The following is an 11774-nucleotide window of genomic DNA, read 5'->3' as shown; positions in this document are numbered from 1 at the left end:
ACGTCAGCCGATGTTCTTGACCGACAACGTATTCGGATTCCCGTCGCTGCAGTTGATGCCAACAGTCAGTGCAGTGATCTGACGCGGCTGCGATCCCGTGAAGAGTAGGACTATCGCCGGCGCCCCGTCGATGCGAATCTCGCCGGAACCGAGCAAAGGCCAGCCCTCGTCGATGCCGTTGGCGCGTAGGCATCCGGCAAGTTTGGATGGATCATCCAGTGGTCCAAGGTTTTTGGATCCGACGAGTGAGAGCAGAGACGCCGAATCCGGATCGTCGACAGCAGACGTCGCCGGTGTGCTCGGTTGAGCGACAACACTTTCGGCGGGTTCGGAATCTCGGGTTCCGATAACAACGATCACGAAGGCCGCCAACACGGCTGCTGCGGCACCGAGAACCCACGCTTGTGGGCGCCGCCGGAACGGCACGACAGCTGCCTCAGCTGGCGGCTCCAGCTGTTCTGACTGTCGATCCAGTGCCGAATTGATTCGCTCGGCAAGCGAATTCGGAATCCGTTCGTGAGTGGCCTTGCTCGAGTTCAGTGTCGCGAGTGATGCCGTGACGCCGTCAAGGGCGGTGACAAATGCATGGGCGTCAGGATCTGCGCGTACCACCGGCCACAGAGCCGCACTGGTTTCGGAATCGAGAACCCCGGCGTGAAGATCTGCGAGTAGGTCTTCTGAAAACGGAGGCGACGGAACGCGAACAGACGGATCTGTCATGAACCCTCCCTCGGCAGTCGATGCGGACCCTTACAAGATAGGACGCGGCCGGTTCACGAATGGTTCCCGCCTTCGCGAAAGTCCTCCAACTGGGCGGCAAGACGCTTGCGCGCGCGGGCGCAGCGACTCTTCACGGTCCCTACGGGCACTCCCAACCTCTCGGCGGCCTCGGCTACCGGATACCCCTCGACATCGACGGCGACGACGGCAGCACGCTGCTCAGGCGGCAGCGATGCCAGTGCCTGTTCGACGGTCAGGCTCATGTCCACTGTCGCCGCATAGTCGCGGTGATCGCGGGGTTCCTCCGCGTTCTCCGAAGACAGAGAGAACGCCGCCCGTGATTTGTTGCGTCGGATCCGGTCGAGGCAGGCATTGACCACGCACGCGTTCTCGGGCGTTGGTGAGTATTGGCCAGATAGGATCATCCCTCTGACCTGCGGAAAAGTGTGTTTCTTCCGTTGGTGAGATTCGGCCTGTTTCGGATCTACTGCGTACCCTCTGCGTACCAAGGGGCGCGTCACGTCCAATTGGGGTTGAGATATCGGAGGTACGCGTGAGTTGTCTATGCAGCTCTGTCGAATAAGTTGGTAGGTGCTCCCCAGTATCATCTGGTTGATGATCACGAATGTGTACGTAGACGGGTTCAACCTGTTCTACGGGAGCCTTAAGGATTCGCCCCATAAGTGGCTCGACCTTGAGAAGCTCTTTGACGGCCTCCTGCCGAAGAATCAGGTGCAGAGGATTCGTTATTTCACAGCCCGGGTCAAATCCAACGCACACAACAGCGATTCACCGAAGAGGCAAGACGTCTATCTAAGGGCACTTGGGACACTCCCTCGAGTGAGTGTCCACTTTGGCCACTATCTGGTAACGACCACGCGGATGCCGCTCGCGAATCCTGTGGCGGGTGGACCCAGCACGGTCGAGGTCGTGAAGAGTGAGGAAAAGGGATCGGACGTGAACCTTGCGACTTACCTCCTCGCGGATGCCTTCAGAAACGACGCCGATGCTTTCGTTGTGGTCAGCAACGATTCGGATCTAAAGGAGCCCATGAGGGTTGTCAGACACGAATTGAACAAAGTTGTCGGCATCCTCAACCCGCACAAGGTGCAAAGCAAGGCGCTCCTGGCTTGCAAGCCGAGTTTTACGAAGGACATCCGCACATCTGCGCTCGCCCGAAGTCATTTCCCCGACCCTCTCATCGCTCAGTACGGGAATTTGACGAAGCCTTCCGACTGGCTTTAGGGCAAAGCAAAGGCCCCAACCTGATGGTTGGGGCCTTGCGGCCAGTCGACGAAGCGACTGGGGGGGTACGGACAAAGTTAGGCAATCCCGCGCGGCATGTCAACACCGAGTATTACGCTCTGAGCTGGCATTTTGCCGCTCATTTCGCTTAAGGCAAGCGCAACCGACAGGTTGTAGACGATCACCTACCCTGACCCGAAAAGATCGATTTGGGGCCAAACTGGGGGCCAACAAGCCCCATCTGGAAGCCCTCGCAGGCCTCGTTTCGGGAGCCCTTCCCAAATAGTGGCGCTCGTCACATTTCGAGGAAATCGACAATCGATCCAGAATACGCCTTGACGCCGACACAGGGAAATATTCTTGTGCACAACCTGTGGAGCAGATGTGGAAACAGGGCACTAGATCTAGTGATTGGGTGCCGCAAAATTCGATCCAAGGGTGTCCAGTGTGTGTACACCCTTGGGGAGTTCTCACGGTTGGCCGTGAAAACTTTTGCGGCGCGGCGGGAGTTTTCAGGCGATCCCCTGAGAAGGTCGGAAGCGTTGCGGGATCTCGCAACGCTTCCCGGCGTAGGGAAGCGTTGGTGGGAGTTTTTCGGTGGTCGGCGAAGAAATCAAAGGGTGTCAGTACTACTGACACCCTTGCATCTGGTGTCCACCCGATAGTCGGCTGCCCTCATTACTGATGAGGGCAGGTCACGGATGGGGTCTGTCTGGCATACCCCATCCTCAGGCTGACCGTAGTTGAAATACGGTCCCGTATCTGTTGATCACTGAAGTACGGAGCCGACTACCTGGAATACGATTCCCAATCCGACGCAGACGACGCCCCACCACGCCAATGTCGCGTCTTTCTCAGCCTGTTGGCGCCGGTCGATCTGCAGTTGGGACAAACGATCATCGAGCTCCCACTTTGTTCGGATGCCGAGGTCAACGATTCGAGCGTCCATATCAGAGACCCTGCTTTTGAGACCATCGACGACTCGGTTCAGCCGGTCAATATCGGTTTCCCCCGCGACGATGACCTCCGCATGGTCCGTGCCGTGTCCATACGCACGCGCTGCCACAACATGCACCTCCGCGGACCGCTTGCCACGGAGGCGTCGATATCCGTCGACGACTGTTTGAATCAAGGTGCGGCGGATGCCTATTACGCCCATGATCTGGGACAGGGTGAAGGCCAGCGCGAGGAATTGGAGACTCGAGCCGATGATTACAAGAGTCAATCCCATTGGCAATTCATACCAGGTCCCACACCCTTCTCAGTGAGGGCAACGGAAGGGGTGTGAGTCTGGCTCACACCAGCTCGGTTTTGCAGGAAGGTGAAGGGGCGTCACCTGATTACGAGCCGTGGCGGATGGCGACCTGGGGTAAGTAGTACTTACCTCAGCCCCTGGTTGAGTCCGGACCTGATTGGCGTTGAACGCCGGACAGCCATCAGCCTGAACGTGGTTGAAACACGGTCAGGCTCATGTGGGCATCCGTAGTACTCAGCACTACGGATGGTCGAGGATGGGGTACGTCAGACGTACCCCATTTGCGCCGGTCGGTGAAAATGGTCGATTTCGGCTGTTCAATGCCGGTTTGCACGTAGCGTTTCGGCCCGCTGTAAAAAAACGTCCTGACTACCACATGGCCAGTCAGGAGGGAGGGGGGTCCGACAATTTTGGCGGGGGGTTGTCGTGATCGCCCTTGCGCAGCAGACCACCCCAGCCCTCTTGTGTGAGGACCGGGGTGTTCTGTTTCTCGGCGCTGGTCAGGTCACTGGGAGCGAAGGAGGCTCAGCCCTTGCGAGACTGGATCTCTTCTCCCTCTCCGGCCATACGTCCCCTATACCGTCTGTGTGGCGGCTGGGGTGGGCTTGACGCCGATGCCTGGGGTCAGCGGAACCAGTCGGCCGCTTCGACGATGCCCTCGCCCTCGTTGCCGCCCGAGTAGCCGATTTCGGTAATACCCACGGCGAACTCGTTGGGGATCTTGGCCAGGGTGTCGGCCATGACGGGGTCGGCTTTGATGTTGTCGATCCAGTGTTGTTTGCGCGCGGGCGTAATTGCACCGCGACGCAAAGCAGCAGATACGAGATCAGTGATGTCGCGTTCCTTGGCTGCAGCGGCCAGTACGCGCCCCTGCTGGGCGTCTGCCTGCAATTGGGCGACGACGGTGGGATCCAGTGCGGTCAGTCCGGCCGCGGCGGCAACTGCTTTCGGATCGGCCGGCGGGCTGGTGACCAGATCCTCGAGCGCCGCTACGACGGTCTCGACATCGGCCTCGGCAGGCAAGGCCAGCGCTTCCAGTATGCGAGTCCACAGCTCTGCGCTGATGGTGGTGTCAGCCATTGTCTTGCTCCTGTTCCTGTGTTGCATCGAGGTCGAGTGATGCGTCGAGTTCGTTGATTGCCGCGATGATCGAGTCTTTGTTCATCTCTTCGAGGGCAGCGGGGTCGAGTCCACGGCCTACGGCGTACGCCTCCCATACCGGGCGGGTGGCTGCGTTCTTGGGCCGGTCGGGGTCCAGGGCAACCGTGGGGATACCACCACGGTTGACGGGAGCAGGGTCATTCTCGGTGGGGTCAGCCACTGCTGTAACAGCATTGGTTGCCGGTGAGCCGAATACTCCGAGGTGTCGGTATCGGTCCACGATGTCGTCGGGGATGTTTGCCTGTTCGCCGTGGTAGGCGATGCGGTGATCGCCGTTTTCACGCCAGGTGAACAGGGCGTGAGCGATGGTGACGGTTGCCATGGGTCAGCCTGCCAGTCCGACGATCTTCTTGACCGCGTAGGGCTTCTCTACAGCGAAGGCGGGCACGGCGTACGCCTGGACCCACTTACTGCGTGTGCTGCGATCGTCGTAGCTCTCGACCTTGAGTGGGGTCTCGAATCCCACGATCCCGGCTTCGCCCTTCTTGAGGGTGTACGCCACCCCGGCTTCTACGCGTGGGCTGACGAACTTGGTCAGTCCTGCGGAGGTGAGCATGTCGGCCAGCTTGTCGCCGTATGCGACGTTGAGCGCGTGCTCTTGGTTTGGATGCAGGATCAACAGGTCGTGCACGATGCCCAGTTCCTGCAGCGTTGCAGCGAGCTGCGCGGCGGACAGGTCGGCAGACGAACGCTCGGCGTTGGGGGTCAGGTCCGCTTCGGGTCCGACGGTGATGACGTTGCCCCAGTTGTGGCCGGTGAGTGTGTTCTCGGCGCCGATGTAGGTCTCGACTGCTTCGAGTGCGGCGTCGTTGAGCTTGCGGACGATGGTGTTCGTCAACTGCGTCGTCTGAGTGTCGATGTACGAGACATCATTGCGGGTGATCTGCTCGTCGAGTACCTGAAACTTGCCACCCCAGTCGTTGACGGTGGCCAGCTTGGGTTCGGGCTGCACGCCTTCGACGACGGCGTATTCGCTTCCGGGGGTGCGCTTCTCGACATCGTTGGCGGTGTAGAAGTCGCTCGCCTTGATGATCGAGAACAGGATGCCGCCACCTTCGACGGGTGTACCGGCTGCGGTGAAGAACTTGTCGAGAACCAGTTGTGGATCCGCGAGTGTGGCGATGCGGCTACGCAGGACGGTGGGGTTCTTGAGCGCTACGTCTACGGTGAGGCGCCGGCCGTTGAGTTCGGGAATCAGTGAGTTTGCCATGGTGTGAATCCTGTTCAGTAGAGGGAGATTTGAGCGTCGGAACCGGATGCTGCGCCGGTGACGGCGTAGCCCACGGCCTTACCGGATGCGAGGGCGATCGCCTTGCCGTCTGCGCCGACCTCCACCTCGGCGAACGCTGCGATGACGCTGCCGGCTGTCACTTTGACGATCCGTGATGCGCCGCGCGCAAGGGAGACGAGTTCGGTGCTCTTCGCGTCATGTTTGGCGACTGCGAAGATGCGGCCGGCCGCGGCGGCGTGCGCTACGGCGATGTTGCCGCCGACGCGGTTGCCGGTGACGCGGACGAATCGCTTTGCGAGTACATCGGCGGTTGCGTTGGCGGTGATGTCGGCTCCGGGGGCGTAGACATCGATGTTGTGGCTGGACATGGGTTAGGGCTCCTGTTCGGTTGCTGTGAGTGCGGCGATGATCTGCTCGGCGGCTCGATGGCGGCGGCGGGCCGCTGCGGCGCGGACCATGACGCGCTGGCGTGGGGCAAGGGTGTCGGTAGTACTGACGCCCTTTCCTTCGAGGGTGATGGTGACGGGTGTTCCGGCCGATGCTGCGACGTCGTAGAGTTCGCGGACGTCAGCCAGTGAGCGCAGTGTCGAGATTCCCGGCTTTGTCACTCCGAGCAGTGCGACAGCGGTCAGGACGAACGGGTGCGTGGTGCCGTCGACTTCGAGTTCGTGCACGCCTTCGATGGATCGGCGCGGGTAGGCGCTGGCGGCGATGGTGGACAACCATGCTGGGACGCCGGCGAGGTCACCGACCAACGTCGCGCCCTGATCGCGAATCTGTAGATTCTCGATCCACCCGAGTGCCGGTTCCCCGTCGAAGCGTGCGTCGGTGTGTCCGAGTTTGACGATGGGCTTCGGGATGGCACCGGATTCGTGGGAGTGCTTCGTCGCTGCGAGCAGTTCGGGGGTTACTTCCCATGTGCCGGTGCTGATTTCCCACGTCCCGGTCTTGACGAGTTCGACGCCGGGGATGGTGCGCAGGTCAGCCACGACTACCTCGCTGCGCGCTCCCGGACTGCATCGGCGTCGAGTAGCCAGCGACCGCCCGCTCGCTGGCTAGGGAGGGCCCCGCGCCTCGCGAGGTCGCGGACGTTGCTTTCGGAGCACCCGAGAACCCGAGCTGCGTCGGCGGTTCCGTAAAGGTCATATCCTGATTGTGGGAGCCAGACCTGTTCGGACTCTGGCGTTCTGACGGCTACGTCAGCCTTCACGTCAGAAGCTGCGGCGTCGAGTTCGCGACCCAACGCGCGCAGTCTCGTCGTGAGCTTCATTCCTTGCAGCTTGGCGAGTTGGTCGAACACTTTGACCGACTCGGCCAGATACTTCGCATCGGAACCCGAGAGGAAGATTCCGTCGAGCCGGCGAACCCTAGTCATCGTCGATGCCGTGCTCGAGTTCGGCCAGCGTCTGAATGTGTGAGGCGAGGTTTGCGGCGCACGTCTCGGGATCCAGCCACAAGCCGGGAGCCGCATGCGAGCATGCTCGAAATACCGCTATGGGGTGGATCGGGCCGCACTCGGCGACGATGGCGGCGGCGGCCATATCGTCGGCGAGGACGTGCAACGTCCAGGCCGCGGCTCTGCGCTCGTCCGCTTCCGAGATGAACAGGTCAGTCATCGTATTTCCTCCACTGCGTCGATGATGTTGTCGGAGAGTCGGATTGCTTCGAGTGGCGTGAGGGTCCACCCGGCAAGGTGAATCAGGCCCTCGTCGACGGAGACGGGGATCTGGTCTCGGTGACGCTTGCAGTGACCGCTGGTCGATCGCTGTCGAACATTGCAGCCCTCGGCTTTGCATCGGCGTAACTTCTGCCCGCTCATCGGTCTTCGTACGCGTCCGCTCGATCGAGAGCGTTCGCACTGGATCCGCCGTTGCGGTGATCAGGGCAACGCTGCGAGCGGTGACGGGTCAACTCGGCGCACTTGGCCGTGATGCAGCGCCTCGCGGGTGCCTTCGATCGCTTGCGGCTGACTGCGATGTGGGTTGTCATGCTGTTTCCTTCGTTCGGTGGGTGGAGTCCCGTAGGCGTCCGTTCCAGATGCCGGACGCGTCGTGTTCTGTTGCTGCGACGGTGCACTCGGCGCGGACCGGGCAGCGGAGGCAGATCGTTTTTGCGCGGTGGTGTCGGTACTCGCGTTGTTCGGTGCTCTCGTCGTCGAGGTAGGCGTCGAACAGTGGTGCCATGCCGGCGCATGCTGCGCCGGTGAGTCGTTCGTCGATCAGTGAGTCGATCGTGGGTATCGGCGCGGGCGCGTATTTCGACGCTCGCGGCTTCTTCTCGGCTTCCGGGGTCATCGGACGCCGAAATCGTTTGTGTGCACGGTGGTGCGCAAGTGCGGCTTGCATGTGAGGCACGGGATCATGCGGCCGTCGAGGTCGGCGCCGAGCCATCCGTTCCGACAATCAGGATTGTGGGCAGTTGTGTCGAATTTCGACACAACTGGTTCGGAGTCGTCGCCGTAGCGGTCTTTCATCAACCTTCCTTTCGATTCGCGGCGAGCGCTGCGTCTACGAGTGCCTTGCCTCGCCTCGCGGTGTTGATGCGGTCAGGGTTGTGGTCACAGACGACCGTTCCGAAGTAGCCAGTGCCGTTGCAGAGATGACATTGCGACGCTGATGCGGTGGGCGCGGAGCGGCCCGCATTCGTGACACCGACGAGGAAATCATCTTTCGGTTTTTCGCCGACCACCGAAGTTCTCGCGCTCGCGTTACTTAGGTGAGACAAAGGATCTGGTGTAAGTGGACTGGTGTAATGAACTGGTACCGGGACATCCAGATGTCCCTTAGTGGAGCCCAAATGTCCCCTAGTCGTCTCCAAATGTCCCCTAGTCGAACTCGATTGGGGGACATCTGGATGTCCACTAGTCGGCGCATGATTAGGGGACATCTGGGTGTCCACTAGTCGAGGGTCGGAATCGGTGGGAAATGTCAGCCGATAGATGTTGGCCGAGTTCCGCATGCGGCCCTGGCGACCGTGTGTCGTGCACTCGATGAAGCCGAGTTCGACCCCCTTGGCCAGTGCACGTGTGACGGTCTTCTCTGAGACGTGTCCGTCCTCGGTCAGTAGCGATTCGGCGATCAGTTGGCGACCAGGGCGTGCATTAAATCCGTCAGGGTCGGCGTACGACTCGAGCTCGAGCAAGACGCGCCGTGAAGCGTCGGTGAGGTGCGGGTCGCGCACCACCATCCGGCGCCACGCGTAGCGCATCGAGTCAGTCACAGTGGTTAGTCCTCCACGTCGAATCGGCGGTAGTCGGTGATCAGCCAGGCGATCGATTGACCGGCGAGCAGCGCGGCCAGGATTCCTTCGGTGATGCTCATGCGAGGTTCGCCGGGTCGAGGTAGAGCCACGCACGATGTATCTCGGTCAATTTGTCGATGAGAACGGGGATGTCCGACGCTGGAATCTCGGCGAAGTCGAGACCGGCGGGATGGAAGCTCACAAGCCAGCAGTCCACGGCAACGGTTCCGTCTTCGAGAATTTCGTCGAATCGATCCAGTCTGACGAGCGCCTGCCCAGCTTCGCGGTCGGTGCCGACCAGGGCTTCGAGGGCTACCGTCGTCCTGCATGTACCGGGCGTCAGAGCGGCGATAACTTCTGCAGTGGTGGGGATCGTTGGTACAGTCACGGGAGATTCCTTCTCTGTGGTGGAGATTGCGGTCTCACTGCCCTCGATGCCCTGGTCGGCTTCGAGGGCGTTTTTCGTGGTGGGAGTTGTGCGCACTACGCGACACCGCCGCGAACACTGTTGTTCTCCTGCGCTGCCAACCACTGGTTCAGCTTCGAGAGCTTGTAGACCACGCGCTTTTTTCCGAGCACCATCGACTCGGGGCCTTCGTTGACATGTCGGAGGTATCTGAGAGTGCCGACCGGAATGCTCGTCTTCTCGCTGACCTGCTTGGTTGTCAGATACCGCTCTAGCTCTGTGTCCGGAGTCGACTCGAAGGAGCGGGATGTTTGTGTTGTCACTGAGCACCTTCCATGTGAATACTCATCTCACGGGATCAATTCCCGTCGTGAATGTTCTATCACGTTATGAGGTTGCAATCCACTCCGCACGGGATCAATTCCCGCCAACGGTGTTAATCTCAATCAATGACCGAGCCGACGAATCAACCTGACGACGTAGATACACAGGAAAAGCTCTTCGCTACCCGGCTTCGTCAGCTCCGCATTGGCAGAGGTTGGAATCAAAGTGACCTCGCGCGTGAGCTGGAGAAGGTGGGGCTCAACTGGAGGCAACAGACAGTGGCCAGGGCCGAAAGCGAGGGGCGCCCATTGCGTTTAGATGAGGCGCATGCAATCGCATCGGTGTTCGGAGAAACCGTCGAGTCGATGACTGCGACAGACGAAGCGCAAGCCCGAGATCTGTCGATCAAGATGTCTGCGGCGGGTGAGTTGCTGCTTCGGAGTTGCACCTACTACTCAGAGGTAGATGACGAGTTTGAAGCACTGTACGGACACGTTCCAGAGAGCGAGCTGCCTGCGATGATCGCGGCCTTGCGGCCGGACCTCTGGAAGGAGCTCCACGGTCAAATTCCATGGGAGCTCGTGGAGCGGTACCAATCAATTCTGCAATCGCTTGGGCCGATCTATCAGCGCTCGAAGCCTTTGGTTCCGCTAGCCGTTTCGGAAGGCTGGTGACAATGACCCCGCCTAGGCGTAACCGGCGCGCCGGCGTCGAGGATCTGTGGTGGAAGACAGTCCGTGTCGACGGCAAGGACCAAAAGGTTGAATCGAAACTGTATGGGACCGGAAAGCGTTGGCGTGCAAGGTATGTCGATGACAATAGCCGTGAGCGAACGAAGCGATTCGACCGCAAGGTTGACGCTCAGAAGTGGCTCGATGACATCGTGGCGAGCCAGATTACTGGCAACTACATCGACCCCGTGCGCGGTCAGATCACCTTCGGCAGCTTCTACGCCGAATGGGCGCCGCGACAGGTCTGGGTACACCACACGCGCCGCGAGAATGACCGTCTCGACCGGACTGTTCCGTTCCGTGACGTAGCCATGGCTGACCTGCGAGCGAGCCACTTCGAGTCCTGGGTCAAGAAAATGCAGGATCAACCACTGGCACCATCGACCATCAAGTCGCGGATGATGACCGCGCGCTCCATTCTCAAGGCCGCCATACGCGACAAGGCGCTCGCGTCTGACCCGAGTCAGGGCGTCAAACTCCCCCGCACTCGGCGCGCTGAGGCTGCCATGGTGATTCCGACCAGCGAGCAGGTCGGCAAGCTGATCCTGTGCGCAGAGAATCGATTCACGCTGTTCATCGCGCTGTGCGCTTTCGCCGGCCTTCGCTCGGGTGAGGCGTCGGCGTTGCAGGTGGCGGACTTCGATTTCTTGCGTCGAGACATTCACGTCGAGCGTCAGGCGCAGCGGATCCGTAGCGGCGTCGTCGAGATTCGCCCTCCGAAATACGGCAGCGAGCGAGTGATCGCGGCGCCCAAAGAACTCATCGACATGGCGGCCGAGCACATCCGTTTGCACGTCCCTGGCGACGACCCGCAACGCTGGATGTTCGAGGGGCTAAACGGCAACCCGATGGAAAACAACATGGTCGGTGGGCGCTGGCGCAAAGCGAAGGCTGCGGCAGGCATTACGGACGTCAAGCTGCACTCCCTGCGGCACTACTTCGCATCGGGACTGATCGCTGCGGGGTGCGACGTAGTGACCGTTCAGCGCGCTCTCGGGCACTCATCTGCGTCCGTCACGTTGGACACATACAGCCACCTGTGGCCGAAGGCTGAGGATCGCACTCGCAAGGCAGCGAGTGGTCTTCTCGATGAGGCGCTTGGATCTACTGCGTACCCTCTGCGTACCGAGGGCCTTTCCTGAGCTTCTGACCTAGTATTCCAGGCATTGACCACGATGGTGTGGAGCCAACTACGCACCGCCGCGTCGCCGCGGAACTTCGCGGCCTTGCGGTGCGCGGACAGCAGACCCTCCTGGAGAGCGTCGGCCGCATCCTCGTCCGAGTAGCTCGTACGCCGGGCAACGTGCCATAGATGATCCTGATGCCTGGTCAGTAGTTCACGGAACGCATGCTGATCGCCCTCGACATGAGCAGTCAACAATTCGAAATCCGTCGCCTCGAGATTCTTGTTCTCGAAACTTCTGGATTCGAATTTTCCGGCTCCGCCCCCGGTGCCCCCCC

17 protein-coding genes and 2 pseudogenes are annotated in these 11774 nt (G+C 60.6%); 3 read left to right on the top strand and 16 right to left on the bottom strand.

Annotated features, from left to right (window positions below):
* Positions 1-3 precede the first annotated feature (3 nt).
* Together AC1Q6C_RS09840 and AC1Q6C_RS09835 are read right to left on the bottom strand one after the other, a co-directional pair.
* A complete protein-coding gene (locus AC1Q6C_RS09840; RefSeq protein WP_007729130.1) occupies positions 4-720 on the bottom strand; it encodes an RsmA family anti-sigma factor in 717 nt (238 codons plus the stop codon).
* A gap of 53 nt (positions 721-773) precedes the next feature.
* Positions 774-1100 (bottom strand): annotated as a pseudogene (locus AC1Q6C_RS09835) (sigma-70 family RNA polymerase sigma factor); the annotation flags it as partial.
* Between the two features lie 235 nt (positions 1101-1335).
* On the opposite strand from AC1Q6C_RS09835, the gene AC1Q6C_RS09830 reads away from it, so the two are divergent.
* Positions 1336-1965, top strand: coding sequence for an NYN domain-containing protein (locus AC1Q6C_RS09830; protein WP_492666578.1), 630 nt, complete (start codon positions 1336-1338; stop codon positions 1963-1965).
* Between the two features lie 769 nt (positions 1966-2734).
* On the opposite strand, the gene AC1Q6C_RS09825 is transcribed toward AC1Q6C_RS09830, so the two are convergent.
* The 13 genes from AC1Q6C_RS09825 to AC1Q6C_RS09765 form a co-directional block, all read right to left on the bottom strand.
* On the bottom strand, positions 2735-3196 hold the full coding sequence (locus AC1Q6C_RS09825; RefSeq protein ID WP_492666577.1) for a hypothetical protein: 462 nt from the start codon (positions 3194-3196) through the stop codon (positions 2735-2737).
* Between the two features lie 648 nt (positions 3197-3844).
* Positions 3845-4300: a phage protease gene (locus AC1Q6C_RS09820; RefSeq protein ID WP_428691284.1), complete on the bottom strand. Its 456-nt coding sequence runs from the start codon at positions 4298-4300 to the stop codon at positions 3845-3847.
* Entirely contained in the window at positions 4293-4703 is a 411-nt protein-coding gene (locus AC1Q6C_RS09815) for a hypothetical protein (protein ID WP_492666576.1), read from the bottom strand. Before AC1Q6C_RS09815 ends, AC1Q6C_RS09820 begins: the two co-directional genes overlap by 8 nt.
* 3 nt (positions 4704-4706) lie before the next feature.
* Positions 4707-5591, bottom strand: coding sequence for a major capsid protein (locus AC1Q6C_RS09810; protein WP_492666575.1), 885 nt, complete (start codon positions 5589-5591; stop codon positions 4707-4709).
* A gap of 14 nt (positions 5592-5605) precedes the next feature.
* Complete coding sequence (locus tag AC1Q6C_RS09805) at positions 5606-5980, bottom strand: capsid cement protein (RefSeq protein WP_492666574.1); 375 nt, start codon at positions 5978-5980, stop codon at positions 5606-5608.
* A 3-nt stretch (positions 5981-5983) separates the two neighbouring features.
* Entirely contained in the window at positions 5984-6601 is a 618-nt protein-coding gene (locus tag AC1Q6C_RS09800; RefSeq protein WP_492666573.1) for a hypothetical protein, read from the bottom strand.
* A 2-nt stretch (positions 6602-6603) separates the two neighbouring features.
* Positions 6604-6987 (bottom strand): helix-turn-helix domain-containing protein, encoded by a 384-nt coding sequence (locus AC1Q6C_RS09795; RefSeq protein ID WP_492666572.1) that lies wholly within the window; start codon positions 6985-6987, stop codon positions 6604-6606.
* A complete protein-coding gene (locus AC1Q6C_RS09790; protein WP_492666571.1) occupies positions 6980-7228 on the bottom strand; it encodes a hypothetical protein in 249 nt (82 codons plus the stop codon). Before AC1Q6C_RS09790 ends, AC1Q6C_RS09795 begins: the two co-directional genes overlap by 8 nt.
* Positions 7225-7431: a hypothetical protein gene (locus AC1Q6C_RS09785; protein ID WP_042926883.1), complete on the bottom strand. Its 207-nt coding sequence runs from the start codon at positions 7429-7431 to the stop codon at positions 7225-7227. Before AC1Q6C_RS09785 ends, AC1Q6C_RS09790 begins: the two co-directional genes overlap by 4 nt.
* The gene (locus AC1Q6C_RS09780; RefSeq protein WP_428691291.1) at positions 7428-7601 is read right to left on the bottom strand and encodes a hypothetical protein; all 174 of its coding nucleotides are present in this window, start codon (positions 7599-7601) and stop codon (positions 7428-7430) included. Before AC1Q6C_RS09780 ends, AC1Q6C_RS09785 begins: the two co-directional genes overlap by 4 nt.
* Positions 7598-7906, bottom strand: coding sequence for a WhiB family transcriptional regulator (locus AC1Q6C_RS09775; protein ID WP_492666570.1), 309 nt, complete (start codon positions 7904-7906; stop codon positions 7598-7600). The genes AC1Q6C_RS09780 and AC1Q6C_RS09775 overlap by 4 nt, the downstream gene beginning before the upstream one ends.
* 1022 nt (positions 7907-8928) lie before the next feature.
* The gene (locus AC1Q6C_RS09770; protein WP_492666569.1) at positions 8929-9240 is read right to left on the bottom strand and encodes a hypothetical protein; all 312 of its coding nucleotides are present in this window, start codon (positions 9238-9240) and stop codon (positions 8929-8931) included.
* A gap of 95 nt (positions 9241-9335) precedes the next feature.
* Positions 9336-9581, bottom strand: coding sequence for a helix-turn-helix transcriptional regulator (locus tag AC1Q6C_RS09765; protein ID WP_492666568.1), 246 nt, complete (start codon positions 9579-9581; stop codon positions 9336-9338).
* A gap of 126 nt (positions 9582-9707) precedes the next feature.
* Here AC1Q6C_RS09765 and AC1Q6C_RS09760 point away from each other — a divergent pair, with 126 nt between their 5' ends.
* Together AC1Q6C_RS09760 and AC1Q6C_RS09755 are read left to right on the top strand one after the other, a co-directional pair.
* Positions 9708-10256, top strand: a complete 549-nt coding sequence (locus tag AC1Q6C_RS09760; RefSeq protein ID WP_492666567.1) for a helix-turn-helix transcriptional regulator — start codon at positions 9708-9710, stop codon at positions 10254-10256.
* Positions 10154-11455 (top strand): tyrosine-type recombinase/integrase, encoded by a 1302-nt coding sequence (locus tag AC1Q6C_RS09755; RefSeq protein ID WP_492666566.1) that lies wholly within the window; start codon positions 10154-10156, stop codon positions 11453-11455. The genes AC1Q6C_RS09760 and AC1Q6C_RS09755 overlap by 103 nt, the downstream gene beginning before the upstream one ends.
* Here AC1Q6C_RS09755 and AC1Q6C_RS09750 read toward each other — a convergent pair.
* A pseudogene (locus AC1Q6C_RS09750) lies at positions 11437-11694 on the bottom strand (sigma factor); the annotation flags it as partial. The gene AC1Q6C_RS09755 and the pseudogene AC1Q6C_RS09750 overlap by 19 nt on opposite strands.
* Between the last annotated feature and the right edge of the window lie 80 nt (positions 11695-11774).

The sequence above is a fragment of the Rhodococcus sp. MT28 genome (assembly GCF_058792695.1).
This window is presented reverse-complemented; position numbering and strand designations above follow the sequence as displayed.

What these genes read in the sequence shown, in the direction of transcription:
- AC1Q6C_RS09760 (WP_492666567.1), top strand. Translation starts at nt 9,708, where the DNA reads ATGACCGAGCCGACGAATCAACCTGACGACGTAGATACACAGGAAAAG.
- AC1Q6C_RS09755 (WP_492666566.1), top strand. Translation starts at nt 10,154, where the DNA reads ATGGGAGCTCGTGGAGCGGTACCAATCAATTCTGCAATCGCTTGGGCC.
- AC1Q6C_RS09805 (WP_492666574.1), bottom strand. Translation starts at nt 5,980, where the DNA reads ATGTCCAGCCACAACATCGATGTCTACGCCCCCGGAGCCGACATCACC.
- AC1Q6C_RS09785 (WP_042926883.1), bottom strand. Translation starts at nt 7,431, where the DNA reads ATGAGCGGGCAGAAGTTACGCCGATGCAAAGCCGAGGGCTGCAATGTT.
- AC1Q6C_RS09790 (WP_492666571.1), bottom strand. Translation starts at nt 7,228, where the DNA reads ATGACTGACCTGTTCATCTCGGAAGCGGACGAGCGCAGAGCCGCGGCC.
- AC1Q6C_RS09840 (WP_007729130.1), bottom strand. Translation starts at nt 720, where the DNA reads ATGACAGATCCGTCTGTTCGCGTTCCGTCGCCTCCGTTTTCAGAAGAC.
- AC1Q6C_RS09780 (WP_428691291.1), bottom strand. Translation starts at nt 7,601, where the DNA reads ATGACAACCCACATCGCAGTCAGCCGCAAGCGATCGAAGGCACCCGCG.
- AC1Q6C_RS09825 (WP_492666577.1), bottom strand. Translation starts at nt 3,196, where the DNA reads ATGGGATTGACTCTTGTAATCATCGGCTCGAGTCTCCAATTCCTCGCG.
- AC1Q6C_RS09815 (WP_492666576.1), bottom strand. Translation starts at nt 4,703, where the DNA reads ATGGCAACCGTCACCATCGCTCACGCCCTGTTCACCTGGCGTGAAAAC.
- AC1Q6C_RS09775 (WP_492666570.1), bottom strand. Translation starts at nt 7,906, where the DNA reads ATGACCCCGGAAGCCGAGAAGAAGCCGCGAGCGTCGAAATACGCGCCC.
- AC1Q6C_RS09820 (WP_428691284.1), bottom strand. Translation starts at nt 4,300, where the DNA reads ATGGCTGACACCACCATCAGCGCAGAGCTGTGGACTCGCATACTGGAA.
- AC1Q6C_RS09795 (WP_492666572.1), bottom strand. Translation starts at nt 6,987, where the DNA reads ATGACTAGGGTTCGCCGGCTCGACGGAATCTTCCTCTCGGGTTCCGAT.
- AC1Q6C_RS09810 (WP_492666575.1), bottom strand. Translation starts at nt 5,591, where the DNA reads ATGGCAAACTCACTGATTCCCGAACTCAACGGCCGGCGCCTCACCGTA.
- AC1Q6C_RS09830 (WP_492666578.1), top strand. Translation starts at nt 1,336, where the DNA reads ATGATCACGAATGTGTACGTAGACGGGTTCAACCTGTTCTACGGGAGC.